Annotated in this window: 19 protein-coding genes; 8 read left to right on the top strand and 11 right to left on the bottom strand. The window is 69.2% G+C overall.

Features of this window, described 5'->3' with window-relative positions; genetic code table 11:
* The first annotated feature begins 42 nt into the window (after positions 1-42).
* Positions 43-1635: a group II intron reverse transcriptase/maturase gene (gene ltrA / locus KLK06_RS04340; protein ID WP_214634003.1), complete on the top strand. Its 1593-nt coding sequence runs from the start codon at positions 43-45 to the stop codon at positions 1633-1635.
* 149 nt (positions 1636-1784) lie between these two features.
* Here the strand turns inward: ltrA and KLK06_RS04345 are convergent, their stop codons facing one another.
* The 3 genes from KLK06_RS04345 to KLK06_RS04355 all read right to left on the bottom strand — a co-directional run bounded on the left by KLK06_RS04345 (position 1785) and on the right by KLK06_RS04355 (position 4777).
* A complete protein-coding gene (locus KLK06_RS04345) occupies positions 1785-2030 on the bottom strand; it encodes a helix-turn-helix domain-containing protein (RefSeq protein WP_214634679.1) in 246 nt (81 codons plus the stop codon).
* Positions 2031-2054: 24 nt separating this feature from the next.
* Positions 2055-2978 (bottom strand): alpha/beta hydrolase, encoded by a 924-nt coding sequence (locus KLK06_RS04350; RefSeq protein ID WP_250904916.1) that lies wholly within the window; start codon positions 2976-2978, stop codon positions 2055-2057.
* Positions 2979-3214: 236 nt separating this feature from the next.
* Positions 3215-4777 carry an MFS transporter gene (locus KLK06_RS04355; RefSeq protein ID WP_214634005.1) on the bottom strand — a complete coding sequence of 521 codons (1563 nt, stop codon included), beginning with the start codon at positions 4775-4777 and terminating at the stop codon, positions 3215-3217.
* 84 nt (positions 4778-4861) lie between these two features.
* On the opposite strand from KLK06_RS04355, the gene KLK06_RS61295 reads away from it, so the two are divergent.
* The 3 genes from KLK06_RS61295 to KLK06_RS04370 all read left to right on the top strand — a co-directional run bounded on the left by KLK06_RS61295 (position 4862) and on the right by KLK06_RS04370 (position 9459).
* The gene (locus KLK06_RS61295) at positions 4862-5254 is read left to right on the top strand and encodes a helix-turn-helix domain-containing protein (protein ID WP_284734892.1); all 393 of its coding nucleotides are present in this window, start codon (positions 4862-4864) and stop codon (positions 5252-5254) included.
* 774 nt (positions 5255-6028) lie between these two features.
* Positions 6029-6475 carry an ABC transporter permease gene (locus KLK06_RS04365; RefSeq protein WP_214634006.1) on the top strand — a complete coding sequence of 149 codons (447 nt, stop codon included), beginning with the start codon at positions 6029-6031 and terminating at the stop codon, positions 6473-6475.
* Positions 6430-9459, top strand: a complete 3030-nt coding sequence (locus KLK06_RS04370) for a Tn3 family transposase (RefSeq protein WP_250904995.1) — start codon at positions 6430-6432, stop codon at positions 9457-9459. The genes KLK06_RS04365 and KLK06_RS04370 overlap by 46 nt, the downstream gene beginning before the upstream one ends.
* Before the next feature lie 172 nt (positions 9460-9631).
* On the opposite strand, the gene KLK06_RS04375 is transcribed toward KLK06_RS04370, so the two are convergent.
* Together KLK06_RS04375 and KLK06_RS04380 are read right to left on the bottom strand one after the other, a co-directional pair.
* Positions 9632-10276: a response regulator transcription factor gene (locus KLK06_RS04375; RefSeq protein ID WP_214634008.1), complete on the bottom strand. Its 645-nt coding sequence runs from the start codon at positions 10274-10276 to the stop codon at positions 9632-9634.
* 12 nt (positions 10277-10288) lie between these two features.
* Entirely contained in the window at positions 10289-11518 is a 1230-nt protein-coding gene (locus tag KLK06_RS04380; protein WP_214634009.1) for a sensor domain-containing protein, read from the bottom strand.
* Between the two features lie 175 nt (positions 11519-11693).
* Here KLK06_RS04380 and KLK06_RS04385 point away from each other — a divergent pair, with 175 nt between their 5' ends.
* The 3 genes from KLK06_RS04385 (at position 11694) to KLK06_RS59550 (ending at position 14860) form a co-directional block, all read left to right on the top strand.
* Positions 11694-13163 (top strand): alpha/beta fold hydrolase, encoded by a 1470-nt coding sequence (locus KLK06_RS04385; protein WP_214634010.1) that lies wholly within the window; start codon positions 11694-11696, stop codon positions 13161-13163.
* A 228-nt stretch (positions 13164-13391) separates the two neighbouring features.
* Positions 13392-14393: a recombinase family protein gene (locus tag KLK06_RS04390; RefSeq protein ID WP_250904917.1), complete on the top strand. Its 1002-nt coding sequence runs from the start codon at positions 13392-13394 to the stop codon at positions 14391-14393.
* A 272-nt stretch (positions 14394-14665) separates the two neighbouring features.
* Complete coding sequence (locus tag KLK06_RS59550) at positions 14666-14860, top strand: ABC transporter permease (protein ID WP_308168099.1); 195 nt, start codon at positions 14666-14668, stop codon at positions 14858-14860.
* A gap of 234 nt (positions 14861-15094) precedes the next feature.
* Here the strand turns inward: KLK06_RS59550 and KLK06_RS04400 are convergent, their stop codons facing one another.
* Positions 15095-15451, bottom strand: a complete 357-nt coding sequence (locus KLK06_RS04400; protein WP_214634011.1) for a hypothetical protein — start codon at positions 15449-15451, stop codon at positions 15095-15097.
* A gap of 193 nt (positions 15452-15644) precedes the next feature.
* Here KLK06_RS04400 and KLK06_RS04405 point away from each other — a divergent pair, with 193 nt between their 5' ends.
* The gene (locus tag KLK06_RS04405) at positions 15645-17462 is read left to right on the top strand and encodes a glycosyltransferase (protein ID WP_250904918.1); all 1818 of its coding nucleotides are present in this window, start codon (positions 15645-15647) and stop codon (positions 17460-17462) included.
* Positions 17463-17466: 4 nt separating this feature from the next.
* Here the strand turns inward: KLK06_RS04405 and KLK06_RS04410 are convergent, their stop codons facing one another.
* Genes KLK06_RS04410 through KLK06_RS04430 form a run of 5 tightly spaced genes read right to left on the bottom strand, consistent with a single transcriptional unit; the run spans position 17467 to position 21895 of the window.
* Positions 17467-18135, bottom strand: coding sequence for an FtsX-like permease family protein (locus tag KLK06_RS04410; RefSeq protein WP_214634012.1), 669 nt, complete (start codon positions 18133-18135; stop codon positions 17467-17469).
* A gap of 4 nt (positions 18136-18139) precedes the next feature.
* A complete protein-coding gene (locus tag KLK06_RS04415) occupies positions 18140-19981 on the bottom strand; it encodes an FtsX-like permease family protein (RefSeq protein ID WP_214634013.1) in 1842 nt (613 codons plus the stop codon).
* Positions 19975-20652 carry an ABC transporter ATP-binding protein gene (locus tag KLK06_RS04420; protein WP_250904919.1) on the bottom strand — a complete coding sequence of 226 codons (678 nt, stop codon included), beginning with the start codon at positions 20650-20652 and terminating at the stop codon, positions 19975-19977. The genes KLK06_RS04415 and KLK06_RS04420 overlap by 7 nt, the downstream gene beginning before the upstream one ends.
* On the bottom strand, positions 20649-21302 hold the full coding sequence (locus tag KLK06_RS04425) for an ABC transporter ATP-binding protein (RefSeq protein WP_214634014.1): 654 nt from the start codon (positions 21300-21302) through the stop codon (positions 20649-20651). Before KLK06_RS04425 ends, KLK06_RS04420 begins: the two co-directional genes overlap by 4 nt.
* On the bottom strand, positions 21299-21895 hold the full coding sequence (locus tag KLK06_RS04430; RefSeq protein ID WP_214634015.1) for a hypothetical protein: 597 nt from the start codon (positions 21893-21895) through the stop codon (positions 21299-21301). The genes KLK06_RS04425 and KLK06_RS04430 overlap by 4 nt, the downstream gene beginning before the upstream one ends.
* Between the last annotated feature and the right edge of the window lie 36 nt (positions 21896-21931).

Genomic DNA, 21931 nt, shown 5'->3' on the forward strand with positions numbered 1-21931 from the left:
AGCACCGGTTCCGCTGGAACCTAGGGACAAGTTGGACACCTCATGGTGAACGGACCCGAGGACCTGCTCCGCCTCGACGCCGAGCGGTGGGAGACCATCGATTGGCGTGTTCAGGAGGAGCAGGTACGGCGGCTGCGGTGCAGGATCTTCAAGGCGGTTCAGGAGGAGGATTGGCCCAAGGCCAGAAACCTTCAGAAGCTGATGCTGCGGAGCCGGGCCAACACGCTGGTAAGCGTGCGGCAGGTAACGCAGCGCAATGCTGGCCGCAAGACCGCGGGCATCGACGGGGAGGTCGCTCTGACTTCCGAGGCCAGGGCCGAGACGGCGGTGCGCGTGCATGCCACGATCGGTTCCTGGAGAGCGCACGCGGTCAAGCGGGTGCACATTCCGAAAGCCAGCAACCCCGCCAAGCTCCGCCCCCTCGGGATACCAGTGATCATGGACCGGTGCCATCAGGCACGGGTCCGCAACGCGCTGGAACCCGAGTGGGAAGCCCGGTTCGAACCTCGTTCCTATGGGTTCCGGCCGAGTCGGAGCTGCCAGGACGCGATCCAGTCCATCTTCCAGGCCACCAGCCAGAAGCTGGCGAAACGGATGTGGGTACTGGACGCGGACCTGGCGGCGGCGTTCGACCGTATCGACCACGCCCGGCTGCTGGAGTCCATCGGGTCGTTCCCCGCCAGGGACATGATCCGGGACTGGTTGAAAGCCGGGGTGTTCGAGACGGGCATGGGTTTCTCACCGACCGACGAGGGCACCCCTCAAGGCGGCGTGATCTCCCCGTGCCTGATGAACGTGGCGTTGCACGGGCTGGAGGAAGCCGCCGGGGTCCGCTACCGCACTGACGGCGATCACGCCGGGGAGACGGTGGCGGGATGCCCGATCGTGGTCCGCTACGCCGACGACATGATCGCGCTCTGCCATTCCAAGCAGCAGGCCGAGCAGGTTAAGGCACGTCTTGCCGAGTGGCTGAAGCCTAGAGGTCTGATCTTCAACGAAGACAAGACCCGCATCGTTCACCTCACCGAGGGGTTCGAGTTTCTGGGCGCCCTCATCCGCCGCTATCCCAACGGCAAGACGCTGACCACACCGAGTCCCTCGGCGGTCAAGCGGCTGAAGCTGCGGCTCGCGGCCGAGGCGCGCAGCCTGCGCGGCTCGAACGCGCTGGCGGTCATCGCCCGGCTCGATCCCATCGTGCGGGGCTGGGCCGCCTACTACCGTGGCATGGTCTCGTCCAAGGTGTTCACCGCCCTGGACAACTACGTATGGAGGCTCACTTTCAAGTGGGCCAAGTGCGGCCATCCGAACAAGCCGAGGCGCTGGATCGTCGACCGGTACTTCGGCAAGTTCAACAAGTTCAGGAACGACTGGTGGGTGTTCGGAGACCGGGAAACCGGCGCCTACCTCACCAAGTTTGCCTGGACCCCCATCGTCCGGCACACGCTCGTCCTGGGCCGAGCATCCCCCGATGACCCTGCCCTGGTGGAGTACTGGGCCAAACGGCGCACTCGGGTCAAGCCTCCGCTCGATCGCTACAGCCTCCGCCTGCTCACCAAGCAGGAAGGCTGCTGTTATCTGGGGTGCCGAGAAGGCGTCAGGCATGTGAGGCAAGTGGCTTCCATGGAACGTGCCTGACAAATTATCTGGGGTTGTCAGGCACGTTGGTCACGGCAGCCGGAATACTGGTGAGGTCGCGTATTCAACTGTCGCGGGTTGTCGATGCAGAGGGGCGCGGCAGTAACTGACCGTGGTCTCCAGCGGCAAACCGGCTTCATGCGCCTAAATCAGTCAACACGGTGGAAGGCCGCGCGGTAGTCCCTCGGGCGTCGTCCAGTGTGCTTGGCGAAGAGGGCGGCGAACGTGCTGGGGTCCCTGTATCCGACCGCGGCGGAGATGCTGCCGACGGTTCGGTTCGTGGCCTCAAGGAGGTGGCGGGCGCGACGGACACGCGACGACTGCAGGTGCTCCAGCGGGCTCTGGCCGGTCTCGTCCGCGAAGCTCCGGCTATGTGCTGAGCGTGTCCGTCTCAGCTCAGGACAGAATCCTGCCTCAGCTCAGGACAGAATCCTGCGCAGCCACCGGGCGCGTGCCTCGCGGGCGTTCTGAGACAGCACCGCCTGCGGCACCAGCAGGTCGGACCCGTGGAAGCCGCCGGGCCACACGTGCAGTTCGGCGATCCCCCCCACCTGCCAGATTCGGCTGGCGTAGGTGACGTCCTCGTCGCGGAAGGTCTCGGCAGATCCCACGTCGATGAACGCTGGCGGCAGTCCGGACAGGTCCGCCTCCCGTGCCGGCGCCGCGTAGGGGGAGACGTCGTCGGTGCCCCGGGCGTCGCCGAGTAGGGCGGTCCATCCACCCTGGTTGGACGCCTGGTCGAAGGTACCCAGCCCGGCCAGCTGGCGCGCTGAGAGGGTGTCGTTGCGGTCGTCGATCATCGGGTACATCAGCATTTGCGCGAACAGGGCCGGGCCTCCGCGGTCACGGGCCATCAGGGCCAGGGCCGCAGCCAGGCCTCCGCCGGCGCTGCCGCCGGCGACGATGATCCGCTCGGGATCGAAGCCCAGTTCCTCGGCGTGTTCGACGGTCCACGCCAAACCGGCGTAGCAGTCCTCGACCGGACCGGGATGCGGGGTCTCCGGCGCGAGCCGGTATTCCACCGATACCACGGCCGCGCCCACCTCCTGGGCCAGGTCGAGCATCTCGGGGACCTGTGACCGGTTGTCGCCCATGACCATGCCACCGCCGTGGATGTGATAGATCACCGGAACAGGCACAGCCGCCGCCGTCGGTCGGCAGATCAGCAGGGAGACGTCCGGGGCGTCCTGAGGTCCTGGCACCGTCCGCTCTTCGATGGTGAAGGCGCCACCCTTGGTGAACGCCTCGTGCGGCGCGGGTTGCATGCCGGGAGGGCCCTGGCGCAGGGTCGCGATCTCGGTGAGGTCGCTGAATGCGTCGGGCGGCAGGGCCTCATTGATCATTCGCAGGGCTGGTGCGAGCTCCGGGTCGAAAGGTGGAGGCGGGCCGATGGGAGCGTGAGATGGGTCAGAGACGAAGCGGGTCATTGTCAACTCCAAGAGTGGTGTGATCAAAATCTTCATGTTGAGTGGCCTTCGAGGTGGATCACGTCGCGTCACCGGATCGAGCTGCGGAATCCTCGCGGCCGAAGCCCCGAGGATTCGGCCGTTCGATTGGTTGAGCGCTAGGGGAATCTCGTTCAGGACCGCTCGAGCCGAGCTTGACCGGCGCCGCCATTGTCGGCCCTCGCAATCGTTCCGCCATCCGGCCCCTGCGGGATCTCGCCGACGCTGGATCGCGCTGAAGCCAAGGCATCTGTGACGTCTGACGGTGTTCCGCCCTCGGACGGCTGCGGTGGGAGGGCCTTGGACGCCGACAGCACGGTGGCCGTGAGGAGGAAGGCGGCGATGAGGAGTCCGGCCGCGACCCCGAAGGCCAGCCGGTAGCCGTAGGTGGAGGCCGCGGTGGCGCTCTCGCCGTCGGAGAGCAGGCTCTGCGCGTGTGAGCTGGCGAGGGTGGCCAGGGCCGCGACGCCGAGCGCGCCGCCGATCTGCTGGGTGGTGTTGAGCAGTCCAGATGCCAGGCCCGAATCGCTGGGCGTGGCGCCCGACATGGCGAGCCCGATGACCGCCGGGAGCGCTAGGCCCGCGCCGACTCCGAGCAGGACCACGGCCGGAAGCACGTCCACGGCGTACGTGGCGTGCAGGGGAAGGCGGGCGAGCAGCAGGAGGGCGGCCACCGTGGAAACCAGGCCGGCCAGCAGCACGGTGCGTCCGCCGAAGCGGGTCATGATCCGGGCGGACAACCCGAGTGAGATCACCGCGATCACGATGGGACCGGGCAGGTAGGCCAGGCCGGTCTCGACGGCGCTGTATCCGTTGACCGACTGCAGGTACAGGGCCAGCAGGAACTGGAACCCGAACAGAGCGGCCACGAAGAGGATCTGGACGACGTTGGCCCCCCACAACTGGCGGGAGCGGAAGAGCCGCAGCGGTAGCAGCGGGCTGCTCGCCTTGGTCTGCCGCAGGACGAACCCTGCGAGCAGGGCGATCGACACGGTGCCGAAGCCGAGGGTGTGGGCCGAGCCCCAGCCGTGTTCCTCGGCCTTGTTGATGGTGTAGACGAGCAGCATCAGTCCTGAGGTGACCAGGAACGCGCCGAGCAGGTCGGCTCCCGCGCTGGACCCGAGCCCGCGGTGGGGCTGGAACAGGCGGGCGGCCAGGGCCACGATGGCGATCCCGATGGGGACGTTGATGTAGAAGATCGAGTTCCAGCCGGCCGCCTGGGTGAGGACTCCGCCGGCGATGACGCCGATCGAGCCTCCGGCCGCAGCCACGAAGCTGAAGACGCCGATCGCCTTGGCCTGTTCGCGGTGCTCGGTGAACATGGTCACGATCATGCCGAGGGTGACGGCGCTGGCCATGGCGCCGCCGACGCCCTGGAGGAACCGTCCGGTGATCAGCAGTTCCTGGCTTCCGGACAGCCCGCACAGCAGTGAGGCTGCGGTGAAGGTCGTGACGCCGGTCAGGAACATGCGTTTGCGACCGATGAGGTCGCCGAACCGCCCGGACAGCAGGAGCAGCCCGCCGAAGGCGATCATGTAGGCGTTGACGAGCCAGGAGAGACCGGTCTGGGAGAAGTGCAGGGCCGAGGCGATGGTGGGCAGCGCCACGGTGACGATGCTCCCGTCGAGGACGATCATCAGTGTTCCCGCGCAGAGCACGTACAGCGCTGCCCAGCGCATGCGGTCTGTCTCGCTCAAGGGTCACCTTTATTCCTGAGTAGACGACTTGTTACCGGGGCCATCATTTGTGACCATGGAGGCCCAGCGGAAGAAGGCACATTCATGGTTCAGCGGAACACCGATGTAACCGCGCAGGTCCACGGCTCGCACGACTCGGCGGCCTGCACGATGCTGGAGGTGCTCGACCGGGTCAGCGGCAAGTGGGCCATCGGGATCCTGCTCGCGACCGCGCACGGCCCGGTGCGGTTCATGGAGCTGGAGCGGACGGTCAAGGGCATCAGCCGGCGCATGTTGACGCTCACCCTGCGCAATCTGGAGCGTGACGGCCTGCTCGTCAGGACCGTCTATCCGACGGTGCCGCCCAAGGTCGAGTACACCGCGACCGACATCGCGCTGGAACTGTACGAATCCCTGACCTCGCTCACCTCGTGGGCAGGGCGGCACCGCGCCGCCATCGCCGCCGCGCGTGACGCCTACGACCGCAGCGCGGAGTAAGGGGCGTAGCTAACCAGTAACGTTCCCGCCGTCAGCGCGCCCCGATCAATCTGGAGTCAGGTGGGCCTTGCCGCCGGCGCGCTGGGCGCCCCCACCGGCGTCGCCTTCGCTAACCCCGCACTCGGACTTTCGCTTGGAGTTCTGGAGGCGGTTGTCATGATGACCATCGTGTTGGCGGCACTGCTGGGCAGCGAGACCATCAGCGAACGCGCGTTTCGTCTACTGCGCTGGCTGGCCAACCGTCCAGAACCTCCCGCCCCTGGCCATGGCGCTCCCACCGCACCAGCCAAACCCTTCATAGGCGAGCGCGCTCACGGAAGATCGCAAGCTCTGGTCAACACGCAGCACTTGACAGAGAACGGCAAGCTCTCGCCGATCCATCGGCGCGGCAGCCGCAGGCAGCCTACTTGCCTGACGTGCCTGACAGACCTCCAAGCGGCTGACCAGCCGGTTCGCTTGACAACCCAAGATAACGATCGCTCGCTCTGCGGGGACCATTTGATCACCGCCGACCAGCCACCCGAGTCGCTCGAACAATGGGCGCGATGGTGGCTACACGTCGTCCGGCGCGCGATAGCAGCCGACTACCTCACACACCACGGACGACCCGGCCCAACCGGCGATGGCCAGACCCGCCTTGTTCACACCTCCTGCCATCGCGGCTACCTCGCCCGACTACGCAGGAGCCCAGCACAGCACACCTGAACCGCCCATCGCGGCTTGCTTGAGCCGTGTGCCGCGACGAGTGGCACGCACGGTTCTGAGGGGGCCCCGGTGCAGCAATGCACCGGGGCTACCCGGCGAGAAGACCCCCGATTCATTCTGCTCATGTACGGTGTGGCCGCCTTCACCGCGGGCCGGAGCCTCACGCGTGGCCGGAAGGCCTGGTGGGCGGCGGTGCCGATCGCGGCGGGCACCGCGCCGGTGCTGGCGGTGCTGGCCGTGAGCGGGACGATTTCCCTGGAGCCGATCGTGGTGATCCCGATCGCGGGGATCCTGCTGGGTGGCTGGGGTCCCGGTAGCAATGGAGCGGAATCCAACGAACCCGCCTCTTACCTGGTGTTATTTGAGTTGAGGGAACGCCTGACGATCTCTGCCGCTACGGTTCGTACTGGTTTCGGCGCGTTTGTGGAGGTTGGTGGGCGTTGGCGGTTCAGTTCTTCTCCGACGAGCAGATGGAGCGGCTTCGGTCGTATCCGGACATCGGCAGGGAGGAGTTGATTAGGTTCTTCACGTTGACACGGAAGGATCTGGGGTTCGTCGACAACTTAAGCCGGGGCGGGGGCCGGGGTTCGGCGGCGCGCTTGGGGTTGGCGGTGCAGCTGTGCACCTTGCCGTGGCTGGGGTTCGTACCGGACGACATCCGGTCGGTGCCGCAGGCGGCGGTCCAGCGGCTGGCGAACCAGCTGGCGGTGTTTCGGGGAGCCCTGGAGCAGTACGGGCGGCGGGCGCAGACCCGTAGCGATCATTTGAAGCTGGTGCTGAAGTACCTGGGCTGGAAACCGGTTCCGACCAGGGGCGAGACGTTGAAGGAGCTGGAGCAGTTCCTGCTGGACCGGGCGATGGAACATGACACGCCGTCGCTGCTGTTCCACCAGGCGGCCGAGTATCTGATCAGCTCGAAGGTGGTCCGGCCCGGTGTGGTCGTGTTGATGAAGATGGTCGGGTCGGCGCGTAACGCGGCGGGGGCGTTGACGTCGGAGAAAGTCGATCATCTGTTGACCGGGCCGATGCGGGCGGATTTAGACCGGCTGCTGGTGCACGATCCGGAGATCGGAACGACCCGGCTGGCGTGGCTGACGACGCCCGCGGTGGAGGCGACGCCGACGTCGATCAAGTTAGCGATCGACAGGCTGATGTACCTGCGCGCGATGGACGCGCATCTGCTGGATCTGTCGATGCTGCCGCGGGAGCGGCGCCGGTTCCTGGCCACGTTGGGCCGGCGCTCGACGGTGCAGGGGCTGGAGCGGCGCGGGGAGCGCCGCTATCCGATCCTGCTGGCGCTGGTCGCCCAGTCCGCGGTCGACCAGCTGGACGAGGTCATCGCGTTGTTCGACCAGGCGGTGTCGGCGCGCGAGTCCCACGCCAAGGCCAAGACTGACGCCGCCCTGGCGGAACGGGCCAAGAAGGGCGAGGCCCGGCAGTTGCTGATGGATGTGATCCTGCCGGTACTCATCGATCCCGCCATCGCCGACGAGCAGGTCGGCGGGATGCTGCGGGAGCGGATCGGGATGAACAAGCTCCGGGAGGTCGCAGCGGTGAGCTGGAAGCCGCTGCCCCGGGACCACGGCCGTCTGGCGGCGCTGGAGGCATCCCACACCTACCTGCGGAAGTTCACCCCCAGGGTGCTGGAGGCGATCGACTTCCAGGGCGGGCCCGGCACCGCGGACCTGATGGACGCGGTCGCCATCCTCAAAGACTTGAATCGGACCGGCGGCCGGAAGGTTCCCGCCGAGGCGCCGACGTCGTTCGTCCCGGCTCGGTACACCGACTACCTGGCCAAGGCCCGCAAGAGCAGAGACGACACCGCGTTCCGGCACTACTGGGAGATCTGCACCATCCTGGCGTTGCGCGACGGCCTGCGGTCGGGGGATGTGTTCGTGCCAGGCTCGCGCCGCTACGCCGACCCCGGCACCTACCTGTTCACCCCCGAGCAGTGGGAGGCCAAACGGGCAGAGTTCTGCCACCTGGTCCGCAAACCCGCCGACGCGGCCGAGGCGATCGAGCAGGTCAAGGACGAACTCCACCAAGCCCTGGAGGATCTGGAGGAGACCCTCGCAAGCAGCGCGCCAGGTGACGTCGGCGCGGTCCGCTTGGACGAGGCGGGACGGCTGGTGATCCCGCCGCTGTCGGCCGAGGACATCCCGGCCGAGGCCAAGGAGCTGCGGGACGAGCTGTCGAGCATGCTGCCGTTCGTGCCGATCGCCTCGCTGCTGATCGAGCTGGATGCCCGCACCCACTTCCTGGACTGCTTCACCCACGCTGGTGGCCGCAAGTCGAAGCTGTCAGTGGAGCAGAAGCGCAACATTCTGGCCGTCCTGATCGCCGGGGCCACCAACCTGGGGCTGACCCGCATGTCGGAGGCATGCGGGGTGTCCTACGACACGCTCGCCTGGACGCAGGAGTGGTATGTGCGGGAGGAGACACTTCGCGAGGCGAACACCATTCTGGTCAACCACCACTACTCACTGGAGCTGGCCAAGAAGTTCGGTGGCGGCACCATGTCGTCCTCGGACGGGCAGCGGTTCCCCGTCCGAGGCAAGTCGCTGACCGCCCGGGACATGACCATCCACGGTGGCCGGGTCCTGTCGACCTACACCCACGTGTCCGACCAGTGGTCGACGTACGGGACGAAGCAGATCGTGCCGACCACCCGCGAAGGCCACTACACCCTGGACGAGCTGCTGGGCAATGAGACCGATCTGCCGATCCACGAGCACGCGACCGATACTCATGGCGCCACGCTGGTCAACTTCGGGTTGTTCGACCTGGTCGGTAAGATCCTCACCCCCCGGATGCGCGATCTGGGCAGGATCACCATGCTCCGAGTCGACACTCCGGCAGCGACGAACGCGCTTTACCCGCACGCCGGGCCGCTGCTGGCCGACCGGTGGAACGAGGACCTGATCCACGAGTGTTACTCCGACCTGCTGCGAATGGGCGGATCATTGAAGTTCGGGGAGGCGACCGCCTCCCTCATCGTCGGGAAGTGGTCGGCCGCCTCCCGGCAGAACACCTTGGCAGCTGCGTTGAAGGAATGGGGGCGGATGCAGCGCACCGTCCACGCCGCCCGCTACCTGTCCGACCCCGTCTACCGGCGCAAGATCTCCCGGCAACTCAACAAAGGCGAGTCCCTGCATGCCCTGCGCCGCGATCTGCACTACGCCCAGCAGGGCACGATCGTCCGCGCCCAGCTGCAGGACCAGACCGAGCAAGCATGGTGCCTCACAATCTTGACGAACGCGGTAATCACGTGGACGACCGAGTATTACGGCATGGCGATCAAGGAACTGCGTGGCCAGGGCCGCGAAGTTCCCGACGAACTGCTGTCGTTCATCGCCCCCGGCCACCGTGAGAACATCAACTTCTTCGGGTTCATCACCGTCGACATCGAAGCCGAGCTCGCCAAGCTCATCGAAGGGTGGCGGCCCCTGCGCCCGACCAGAGTCCACGACGCGGGCCTGCCCTTTCTGCTCAACCCGTGACCCCGCTGCTTAGCGAACGATCCGATCAGGCTGTCACCCCGCCCGAACCACGTCCCCGCTGGCCGACCTCGATGGCGTGCTGAGGCCATGGCCACAGTGGCCAGTTCTCACGCGACCTCGGCGCCGTAGGACGCTGAAATCCCCATCCGCGCTCCCGCGCGGGTGGGAATGGTCAGGCCTGCAGGTAGTGCAGGACGGCGAGTACCCGGCGGTGGTCGTTGTCCGACGGAGACAGGCCGAGCTTGGTGAAGATCTGCGTCACGTGCTTCTCCACCGAGCCGTACGACAGGAACAGCGCGGCGGCGATGGAGTTGTTGGAACGCCCCTCCGCCATCATGGCCAGCACCTCGCGTTCCCTCGGGGTGAGCGTGCCCAGGGTCTCCGCGCGCCGGCTGGCGCCCATGATCTGGGTGACGACCTCGGGGTCGAGGACGGTCTGCCCGGCTGCGATCTGGTCGAGTGCGGCCAGGAAGTCCTTGACGTCGGCGACGCGCTCCTTCAGGAGGTAGCCCACGCCTTGCGCGCCGCTGGCGAGCAACTGGGTCGCGTATCGGGTCTCGATGTACTGGGAGAACACCAGCACGCCCACCTCTGGGTGATCACGGCGGATCTGGATCGCGGCTCGCAGGCCCTCGTCGGTGTGGGAAGGCGGCATGCGTACGTCGACCACGGCGATGTCGGGACGGTGTTTCGCCACGGCGGCCAGGAGCGCGTCGCCATCTCCCACGGCGGCCACCACCTCGTGGTCGCGGGAGGTGAGCAGCATGCTCAGGCCCTCCCGGAGCATCACGGCGTCCTCGGCGATCACGATGCGCATGCACTGCTCCGTTCAGATGTGCAGGGGGAGTTCGACTGTGATCACCGTAGGTCCTCCGGCCGGGCTGTGAATGTCGATCATGCCGTCCAACGTTTGGATCCGGGCGGCCAGGCCGCGTAATCCGGATCCGGTGCCGATCGCCGCGCCGCCGGTGCCGTCGTCGCGCACCCGCAGAATCAGCCGTTCATCACGTACCCGTACCTCGATGGCGGTGTGCCTGGCGCCGCTGTGCTTGACCACGTTGGCGAGCAGTTCCGTCGTGCAGAAGTAGGCGATGGCCTCGATGGCCGGAGCCGGTCGCTCGGGCAGGTCGGCTTCGAACTGGGCGGGGATCGGGCTGCGTGCGGTGAGCGTGGCCAGGGCGACCTCCAGCCCTTGGTCGAGTGCCGGCGGGTGGATGCCGCGGATCAGGTCACGCAGCTCGGCCACCGTCTCCTTGGCGCTGCGGTGCGCGCTGTCGACGAGGACGCGGGCGCGCTGGAGCCGTTCGGGCTGGTCGGCCTGCTCGAGCTCTTCCTGGGCCATGCCCAGGCTCATGGCCAGCGTCACCAGCCGTGCCGCCGTCCCGTCGTGCAGGTCCCGCTCGATCTGGCGGAGCCTGGCGATCGCGTCCTCTGCGGCCAGCGCCCGTGCCTGCTCCAGCCGGCGGATCCGGGTGTCGCCCGGCGCGGGCCCGAGCAGCGTACGGGCGAGCATGCGCTCGGGGGCCAGGGCGAGGTGGACGCCCCACGGGGCGAGGAGTAGCAGCGCCAGTCCGGCGGCGCTCACCAGCGCCGCAACCGGCCAGCCGGGGGGAGACAGGTGCGCCAGGGCGGAGAACTGCCTCCACAGGGGGCAGCCGAGGAGGAGCAGGCCGCCTCCCCACAACAGGGCGGTGGCCGCGCAGGCGACCACGGCCGCCGGCAGACGGAGCAGGCTATGGATGACGGCGCGCCATCCCGTCACGTCACCGAGCACCGCGCCGAGCCGGTTCAGCAGGCCCGGCCCAGCACGGAACGGGGCGGGATCGGGCACCCGCACCCCGGCCCACGCTCGTGCCAGCCGTCGATTGGCCGTGCCGAGCCCTCTGGCCGCCATCACGCTCAGGGCCAGCATCGGCACTCCGACGAGATTCGCCGTCAGGATGACGCTCAGCAGCACGAGAACGAGATGGACCAGGCCGGCTCCCACCATGAACGGCAACATCAGCGCGTAAGCGAGCTCACGCTGCGACCGCTCCCGCACCGGAGTAGTGATCAGCACACGCCACCTCTCTGCTTGCCTGTCCACGCTCCTCCTCGCCAGACGCCGCACGCCGTCCAGCCTGACGGACACGCTCGCGCAAGAACAGCCGGACAGCCCGTGGGGGATATCCCGAAACCAACACGGAGGACGTCCCGGTGGTGGCCATCCGGTCGGTGTCACCAGAGTGATCACCATGACGACAACCAAGCAGCGGCGCAGGCGCGGCAGGACCAGAGGGCTGGTCATCGGTGTAACGGTGGCGGCGCTGGCGGGAATGACCCCGGAGGCCTCCGCCGCTCGAGATGCGCAGCCGACCTGGCGGGACTGCGCCGGCCAGGGCATACCGGCGGGCATGCAGTGTGCTGCGATCGAGGTGCCCGTGGACTGGGCCAAGCCGGACGGGCCGAAGGTCAAACTGGACCTGGCCCGGCTGCCCGCCACCGAGCCTGCGCGCCGGATCGGCAGCGCGCTGGGGGTTCCCGGCGGTCCCGGGGCCAACGGGATCGACGACCTGAAGGGCGCCGCGAGCGACCTCACCGAACTGCGGCGCAGGTTCGACCTCGTCGCCTACAAGCCGCGCACCACCGTGTGGCGCGATCAGATGCCCCCATCCTGCATGCAGCCCGGGACGTCACTGTTCGAGCCACAGGGCCAGAAGCAGTACAAGGCATTGGCCGCGGCGATGACCAAGGCCCTCAAAGCCTGCCAGAACGCGGACAAGACCGGCCTGTTCGCCCACATGGACTCCCTGTCGGTGGCCAGAGACATGGACGCGATTCGCGAGGCTCTGAGCGAGGAACGGCTGAGCTTCATGGCCAACTCCTACGGAGGGGTGCCCGCCGCCGCCTACGCCCGGCTGTTCCCGCAGCGCATCCGGGCCATGTACCTCGACGGGACGATCAACCAGGTCGACGGCTGGCCCGACCAGACGCTGCGGACCTTGCCCGTCCTGGAACGGGTTTTCACCAGATTCACCACCTGGTGTGCGGACACTCCCGCCTGCGCGTTGCACGGACAGGACGCCGGGGCGGTCTGGCGAAAGCTCATTCGAGACGCCGATCGCAGGCCGATCCCGGTCACGTCGTCCAAGTTCGGCAAGGGCAAGCTGACCGGATGGCATCTGAGGAGCTTCGGTTTCATCGGCGACCCCGGACCGAACAACGCGCGGTGGCTGGCCTTCGCCGAGGCGGTCGACAAGGCCCGACGCGGGGACGGATCCGGTTTCGCCGACTTCGCCCTCGGCAACGCGCAGATCTGGGCCGCGCCCGGAGCGCTGGCGATGACCTGCGCGGATGACCGTGGCTACAGCAGCTACGCGCAGCTGCAGAAGTTCCGCCGTCAGGCGCAGAAGATCTCGCCGAACTTTGGAGGAGCCTCATTCGACGCGCTCGGATGCACCGGTTGGCCGCTGCAGGTCGCCAACCCGTCCCGACCACTTAAGACTCGCGGCCTGCCGCCGTTCCTGGGTGCCGGCAGCACGTGGGGCGACTACGCGTGGACCGAGAGCTTCACCGGGATGATCCCGGGATCGGTGACCGTCGCCTATGACGGGCCCGGCCACGTCTTGTACCTGTCGGGCAAGAAGTGCCCGATCCGATACGCGACCACGTACCTGACCGATCTGAGGCTGCCCAAGCCGGGTACCACCTGCCCTGCCGAATGACAGCCATATCGATTGGAATCGGCTGCCCGATCAGCACCACCGCGAGACCATGAGGAGCGCAGGTTGATCGGGTGACGCAAACAGCTCTCACAAACGAGCGATTCTGATAGAAGATCATCAATGCGTCTCAGGGGATGGCCGGAGGCCTCGAATCCTTCTCACAACTGGTTCTCACTCAAGTTCCCGAGCGAGACGGTTCTGAGAAATGTTTGTGAGAGGATTCGGGGCATGGTCGACGCCCCCCAGCCCCGAATGAGCGCCGTATCCGCCGCCGATTCCGGTATCGTCGACGACGTCACCTGCGACGCCGATGAGGTCGAACATCACCCCTGTCCGCGATGTGACGTCCAGCCCGGATCGCCCTGCCGGTCACGGTCCGGCGCCGTCGCCGGCACCTACCACACCGGCCGCTTCACCAAGGTTCCCCGGCTGGCCAAACGGCTGCGCGTCCAAACTCCCGCCGACCGCAGACCAGGCCAGCCCTGGCGGCCCGGCACCCCGCCGCCCGCCCCCATCGACCCCGACCGGCCCTCGGCCGACATCCGCATCGGCTACGCGCGCTGCTCCTCCCTCACCCAGGAACTCCAGTCACAGCTGGACGCCCTGACCGCACACGGCATCAGCCGCGACAAGATCTTCAGCGAGAAGATCTCCACCCGCCTCAAGGTCCGCCCCGCGTTCGAGAAGGCCCTGGCCACCGCCCGGCAGATCAAGGCCCATGCTCCGCACTGCCGCGTCATCCTCACCGTGTACGAGATGAAGCGGCTCGGCCGCGACGCCGGCGAGCTCACCGCCCTGGCCGACCACCTCACCGCGCACGGCCTGGTCCTGGAAATGCTCGCCGGCCCCCTCGCCGGAATCTATGACCCGGCCGGGCCCGGCCGCATGCTATTCGCGTTCTTCGCCGCCATGGCCGAGACCGAGAGAGAAGCGATCCGCGAGGCGACGCTGGAAGGACTGGACGCCGCAGCCCGCAAGGGCAACCACGGCGGCCGTCCCGCCGTCATCACCGACGACATGATCCACACCGTCCTACGGCGCCGCGCGGCCGGCGAACCCGTCGAAAAGATCCGCAAGGACCTGATCATCCCCACCGGCAAGCGCAAAGGTCACAGCCCCTCCGTCGCCAGCATCTACCGCGCCCTCGCAGAACACGAGAAGGCCCAGCGCCACCCCGACGCTGCCGAACAGGCCCGCGCCGAGTACGCCGCCTTCCACAAAGGGCTCTAACCTCGCTGACCCGCGGATCAGCCGTCAGCACCAACAACCACGACGAAGTCCTTCTACCTCGGCGCGGAACACCACGTCACTGCAGGTAAGAGGCGGGTTCGTTGGATTCCGCTCCATTGCTACCGGGACCCCTGGCTGCCTGACCGCTACCTCCCTGGCCGGACGGCGGGCCGTGGAGGAGTTGGTCCAGCGAAGGGGAGAGGTGGAGGCGGCCTTGGCGTTGGGCTTCCTGCCCAGGGAGGCGGCGCTGGAGATCTGCCGCCCAGGCGCTGGTGCCCGCGCTGGATCAGACCCGGACGGTAGGGCTGGTCACCCTTCCTAGCGCCTTCGTCGGGATGCTGCTCGGTGGGGCGAGCCTGGTCGAGGCCGGAGTGGTGCAGCTCGTTGTCCTGGTGGCTCTGCTGGCCGCCGAGGCGGTCGCGATCCTGGTGACGACCGAGATGGTCGCGCGTGGTTGCTTCACGTGAGCCGCTTGGCCTGGCGCCGAAGAATTTGCCGCGCCCGTTTGCCGAGGCCGCTCAGCAGGCCGGTCTGCCTGGGGTGTCACCGTCCTGCGCGAGCAGCTCCGCCAGGAGTCCGCCGAGGCATCCGTACCCGAAGGTCCGCAGTGCCGGTAGCCTGCCGCGACGACCGCGGGCGCAGCGCCGAACGCTCAGAACTGAGCGGGGCACCCCAGTGTCCCGGGGTGCCCGGCGCCTGGCTCAGCCGTCCTCGGGCTCGGAGGCGTCGCCCTTGCCCTCCTGCTCGTGCTGGTCACCCGCCTGGCCCTGCTTGCCCTCCTGGGCCTCGGAGCCGGCCGCCTGTCCCTTGTCGTCCTGGCCGTCTTCGGCCTCGGCCTTCTGGCCCTGCTCGTCTTCCTTGGTGCCCTCGTTGGGCTCCGCGCCTTCCTCGGGCGTAGCGGCCTCGGTCTTGGGGGCCTGCTCGGTGGGGGCGGCGGAGGACTGGGGGGAGGTGGGGGCGGGGCTCTGGACGGTGGAGGAGGCGAACGCGGCGACTCCGCCGCCCGCCACGAAGACGGCCACGGTGGCGAGTCCGGGGATGATCATAGACTTACGCATGCACATATCTCCGATGCATTGACGCCGTACTGAACGCCCTCAGTCTGCGGAAACGCGAGATAGCGGCAGGTTCGGCCAGCCATAACGCGAGGTTAATCCTTAAGCGAACCCTCGCCCCACGCGGCGCAAAGGTTAGGGCCGCGCTAACCGAGTGCTGAGCGGGCGCTGTCACGTCTCTCCATACCGTGCGTTCATGAGATCAGGCAGCGGAACGACGGTCTCGATGCCGGTCTCCGCGGCGTTCCTGGGCCTGGGGGTGGTTGTCGGCTTCGCCGCGCGCACGCCCGCGTGGACCGCGGCGGACACGAGCCTGAGCCGGGCGGTGCAGTCGCTACGCGGCCCGTGGCTGACCGTCGTGGCGCAGGTCCTGAATGTGGGCTTCGGCACCATCGTGGGCACGGTCCTGGCCGCCCTCCTCGTCGTGGGCGTCGCCGTCTCGGGACGGACACGCGCCGCCGGAGGTGTGTTGCTGGTGATCGCCGCGGGGTGGGGAGTGGGCGCGCTGGTCAAGGTCATCGTCGCCCGCCCCCGGCCCCCGGCGGTCCACGCCCTGGTGCGGGAGCTCGGCCCCGACAGCTTTCCCAGCGGTCACGTGTGCCTGACTCTGTCGATCGTGATCGCGGTGGCGCTGCTGGCCAGGAGGACCCGGATCTTCTGGCCCGTCGTGGTGGCGGGCGGCGTGCTCGTGGCCGGTCAGATGGCCGCGAGGATCTATCTCGGGGCGCACTATCCCAGCGACACCCTGGGCTCGATCATCCTGACCCCGGCCGCCGTCCATCTGGCCGTCAACACGCGAAGACTGGGAGTGTTCCTGCTGCGCGCGGACAACCGTCGCAGGGCGCGCCGGGTCGGCCCTCCCGACACCCGGCGGGTGAAGATTCTCCTGTTGCACGCGCACGGCATGGGCGGCACCATCAGGACCGCCTTCAACCTCGCCGGCACGCTGGCGGCCGATCACGACGTGGAGATCGTCAGCGTCACCAAGGCCAAGGACAAGCCTTTCTTCGAGGTGCCGCCCGGGGTTCGCGTCACGTTCCTGGACGACCGTACGGGCCACCGGGCTCGCGGCGCCCTGCTCGCGCGCCTGTTCCGCAGCAGGCTCATTCCACGGGAGGAGGCCGCGTACGGCAGGTTCGACCTGCGTACCGACCTTGCCCTGGTGCGCTTCCTGCGTGGGCTGCGCACCGGGGTGCTGATCAGCACGCGTCCCGGTCTCAATCTGGCCACCGCCCTGCTGGCCCCGCCCGGCGTGATCACGATCGGGCAGGAGCACGTCGGCTTCGGCGCACACAAGCCGCTCGTACGGGAGATGATCGTCCGCAGGTACGGCAGGCTCGACGCGCTCGTCACCCTGACCGAGGCCGACCTGGGTGCTTGCCAGGCGGCTCTGGGCCCGCGCGCGCCGCGGCACCTGCTGCGCATCCCCAACGCCACGCCGCGCCTCAGCGGTGGGCCCTCTCCCCTGAGCTCCAGGACCGTTGTCGCGATCGGCCGCCTGGCCAAGGTCAAGGGCTTCGATCTGCTGCTGTGCGCCTGGCAACGGTTCAGCCTCGTACACCCCGGGTGGAGGCTGCGCATTGTCGGCTCAGGGCCCGAGCGCGCCCGCCTTCTCAAGCTGGTCGGCGAGCTCGAGCTGGCCTGCTCTGTCGAGCTTCCCGGCCCCTCTCGCGACGTCGGCGCCGAGCTCGACGACGCCTCGATCTTCGTGCTCAGCTCCCGCCGGGAGGGATTCCCGATGACGATCCTGGAGGCGCTGAGCAAGGGTGTGCCCGTGGTCGCCTTCGACTGCCCGCACGGGCCCGGCGAGATCATCACTCACGGCCACGACGGGCTCCTTGTCTCTCCGGGGGATGTCGCCGCCCTGGCCTCGGCGATCGGTCTGCTCATCGACGACGAGCTCGAGCGCCGCGTGATGGGGGCGGCCGCGCTGACCACCTCCAAGCGGTACGATCCGCAGGCCATCGGAAAACGCTGGACCGCGCTACTGTCCGAGCTGGCGGCGAGCCGCTGACCGGTCACAGGTCACGCAGCACCGTCAATGGCGGGCGACGGGCGGCCCGTACCGTCGCCGCCCCGGCCGCCAGCAGCGCCGCGACGCCGAGGACCGCCAGGTACACCCACGGCACGGCCAGCGCGTCGGGAGGCGGGTCGAACACCCCGCTGAGCACGGCGACCAGCATCCGCGACAGCGCCCACCCGCACAGCACCCCCAGCACGGCCGCGGCCACTCCGACCAGCCCCACCTCTGCCCACACGAACGAGCCCAGCTGCCGCGGGGTCGCCCCCAGCACCCGGGCCAGCGCGTACGTGCGGCGCCGCTCGGCGAAGCCGAGCACGAGCAGCAGACCGGTGGCCAGGGCCGCCAGCGCCAGCGCGTAGCCGAGTTCGATGGCGGTCAGGCCGGCCAGGTCCACAGCAGTGAGGCTGCTGCCGACGACCTGGCGGGTGGTCTCCACGTCGGTGACCTTCGCCGTCGGCCCGAGCCTGCCGAGCAGCTTGGCGGCGACCTGGCTCGGCCGGGTCCCGTCGGTGGCGATCAGGTACGTGGTGTCGGCGGGCATGGTGCGGGCCAGGTAGGAGGCGTTGGCCACGAGGAAGCTGTCGCGGGGCGCGGTCGGGAACTCGGTGATGACGCCGGCGTAGTGGAAGGCGACGGTCCTGCCGTCCTCGGTGCGCAGCCGCACCTGGTCACCGAGGTGGAGCTGGAAGTCGTTGACGGTCTCCTGGCTGACCAGCAGCGCGTCCGGCTGGTGGGTGAGCCGGTCGAGGATCTCGCGGGCGGTGCCGCCGGAGACGTAGGTGTCGTGCAGGCGGGTGGTGGCGGGGCGGATGCCGTAGGTCCTGCAGGTCGGAGCCGACGTAGGCGAAGCGGTGCTGCAATGGCTCCACCCGCGCCACGCCGGGCACGGCCGCGAGCTGCTGCGCCGTCGCGCTGGTCTGGGAGACCGTGACGTCGGCGCCGTTGGTCAGCTCGGCGTCCACCTGGGCCTGCTGGCGGTAGGTGGTGTCGAAAACGGACGTCGAGACGGCGAACGCGACGGCCAGCGCCGCCAAAGTGGCCGTGCGGGCCAGCGGCGCACGTTGGCGCGTCAACATCGCCGACACTGTGCCCGCCAGGCCCCCGGCCAGCGGCCGCACCGCCCAGGTGACCGGCAACGTCATGGTCAGGCGCCAGATGAGCAGACCCGCGCCCGTCCACAACAGCGCCGGCCCGGCGAAGGCCCAGTAGTCGACCGATAGCTGGGGCAGGCCCTCGGGGACCAGGACGAGCTGGTAACCGTTCCGGCTGGTGATCCAGAAGACCACGGCGGATCCGGCCAGCAGCCACAGGTCCAGCCCGTATCGCAGCCAGGCGGGCGAGCGGCGCGGCCCGCCGATCGAGCGGCGGGCGGCAACGACGGTGGTGGTCTGGAGCGCGGGCAGCAGCACGGTGACGGACGCGACCAGCAGCCCCAGCAGGGCCGCCCACCATGACACGTTCGACGACCCGAACAGCGCCCGCCCGGCCACGGCGGCCAGCCCCAGGCCGGCCAGCACTCCGGTCACACCCACCAGCGCGGTCTCGGCCCATGCGAGCCGCACCAGCGTGCCCCTGGACGCACCCCTGGTACGCAGCAGCGCCTGCTCGGCCGTCCGCCGCGGCGCGCCCGCCCGCGTCACGAGAGCGGCGAGCAAGGCCGCGAGCACGACCGCCGGCGCGCCCAGGAACAGGAACAGCACCTGGGAGTACAGGGCGTCCTCGCGGGCGGCGTCGAGGGCCGCGCCGAGGTTGTCGCCGACCAGGGCGGTGCCGGCCATGCGCTCCTCCAGGTTGCGCGCCTGCCCGGTGACGGCGCTGTAGGCCGCGGCCGGGTCGGGCGGCAGCCGGTGGTCGATCCGGACGTGGAACTGGGTGCGCACCCGGTCGCGCGCGACGCCGTCGAACAGCCGGTGCCAGTCGGCCTCCGGCAGGAGCAGCACGTTGTCGGGGGGCGCCTGCGGCTGCGCGCCCGGCGGTGCGCCGACGCGTTGGAACAGCGAGTCGGCGGCGGGCAGCTCCACTACCCCCGTGACCGCCACCGCAGCGTCCGGCAGCCCCGGGCGGCGCACGGTGATATTGGCGCCGGGTTGGGCGTGCAGGTTGGCGGCGGTCTGCTGGGCCAGCAGCGGCCCGTTCGTGTTCCCCGCGAGCAGGCGCAGCTCGCCGGGGAAGGTCGCGGCGTAGCCGGCGGGCAGCCCGAGCACCTGGCCCGCGCCCGTGGTCAGCGTCTGCCCGGCCTGGCGGGACTCCAACCCGTCGATCCTGGCGAAGCTCACTTGCCTGGACGTGCCGGGCATCGGGACGGACACGCTCTGGCCGGGCTGCTGTTCCACTTGCCAGTCGACCGCCACCCGCTGGACCGAGCGGGCCGTCATGGTGGCCTTGGCGGAGGCGAGGAACGCGCCCAGCGCGGCGGGAAGCGCCACGGCGAGCGCGATGCCCGCCGCGGCCGCGGCCAGTCTGCCCGCCCGGCGGGCCAGCAGACCGCGCAGCCAGAGGAGGATCAGCATGTGAGAGCTCCGTCGCTCATGGTCCAGGTCACGGGCAGGCGCGCCGCGACCAGCGGATCGTGGGTGGCGACCACGAGGGCCGCCTCCAGCCGTGAGGCGACCCCGGTGAGCAGGTCCACCACCCTGCGAGCCAGGTCCGAGTCGAGCTGTGCCGTGGGCTCGTCTGCGATGATCAGGCGAGGCTCGGCGGCCAGCACGCGGGCGACCGCGACGCGTTGCGCCTGCCCGCCCGACAGCTCTTCCGGCAGTGACCCGGCCAGGTCGGCCAGGCCGATCGTGGTCAGCGCGATCAGCGCCCGCTCCTTGGCCTCGGCGTCTTCGACACCCGCGATGATCAGCGGCAGCGCGACGTTCTCCGCGACGTTGAGCGGAGGCAGCAGGCTCGGCCCCTGGAAGACCACGCCGACACGGCCGCGCGGGTGGTCGTCGAGGGCGGGCCAGGCGATCCGCCCCGCCGTGGGCCGGTCGAGCCCGGCCAGCAGGTGCAGCAGCGTCGTCTTGCCCGACCCCGACGGGCCGGTGATCGCGATCTGCTGCCCCGGCCGCAGCTCGCAGGTGACGCTGTGCACGGCGACCAGGGCGTTCGCTCCCTTGCCGTACGAGCGGGCCAGACCCTGGCAGGTGACCAGCGCGGTCATGCCGGCCGCCCGGTCCGTCACCTCCACGGTCATGTCGCTCGGCCGTCCTTCAACTTCAGGACGCGGTCGGCCAGCCGACGTACGGCCGGGCTGTGCGAGGCGATCACCACGGCGGTGCGCTCGCCGGCCTGTTCGCGGATCAGTCGCAGCACGGGCCCCTCCGTGTGCTGGTCGAGCTCACCGGTGGGCTCGTCGGCCAGCAGCAGCGCCGGGCGGTTGGCCAGCGCCACAGCCAGCCCCGCGCGGGCCGCCTCGCCACCGGACAGCCGGCTCGGCCACGCTCCCGCCTTGGCCGCCAGCCCCAGACCGACCAGTAGTTCGTCGCGCAGACGCCGATCGCGCCGCCCCGCCAGCCGCTGGGCCAGATCGATGTTGGCCGCGACCGTCAGGTGCTCGATCAGGTTGCCGCTCTGGAACAGCACGCCCACCAGTCGGGCGCGCAGCGCGGCCCGCTCGGCCTCCGGCCGGTGGCTGACGCGGTGGCCGTCCACCCTGACGGTGCCGCCGTCCGGGTCGTCCAGCCCGCCCAGGCAGGCCAGCAGCGTGGACTTGCCCGACCCCGACGGGCCGCTGACCAGCACGACCTCGCCCGCGGCGGCATCCAGGCTGACCCCGCGCAATGCCCTGGTCTCCTCATCGCCCGACCGGTAGAACCGGTAGAGCTCCTCGGCCTGAAGGATCACGACGCCGTCCAGTGGAAGGAGTCGGAGACCGTGCGCCACGGGTCCACGTTGTCGGCGCCGACGGGCCCGGACAGGGTCAGGATCGCCTCGCGGCCGGCGCGGTAGAAGGCATAGCGCTCGACCTCGTCCTTGACGACCTTGCCGGTGACAGGATCGGGGCTGCCGTCGGCGCGGTACACCACCCGCACCGCCTTGCCGCCCTTCCTGGTCACCGTGTCGACCTTGCGGATGTCGCCGCTGCGCACCTCGCTTTTGACCGACGCCTCGGCCGGCGGGGAGGCGGCGGACGCGGTCTCGACGCGGATGCTGTTCAGCTTGTCGGTGAAGCTCGCCCCAGTGGGCAGGTCCGTGCGCGCCCACCCCTCGGGCACCTTCACCTCATACGGTTGCCCTGGATGCCGGTAGGTCACGAACACCGTGTCGTCCGGGATGTCGCCCGGCGGATTCGACTCCGTGGGCTGCGGAGCCGGGGTGTCGTTGCCGGCTGGTGCCTGTGCCTGTGCCTGAGACTGGGTCTGGGCGGGCGCCGCTACCGCGCAGCCTGCCGCCAGCCCGGCCATGGCCAGGGCGATGACGCTCTGCCGTACCTTCATGTTTGTCACGCTACGAGCGCGCCGGAAAGCGCCCGC

The organism is Nonomuraea sp. NEAU-A123 (genome assembly GCF_018603905.1).
Classification (GTDB): Bacteria; Actinomycetota; Actinomycetes; order Streptosporangiales; family Streptosporangiaceae; genus Nonomuraea.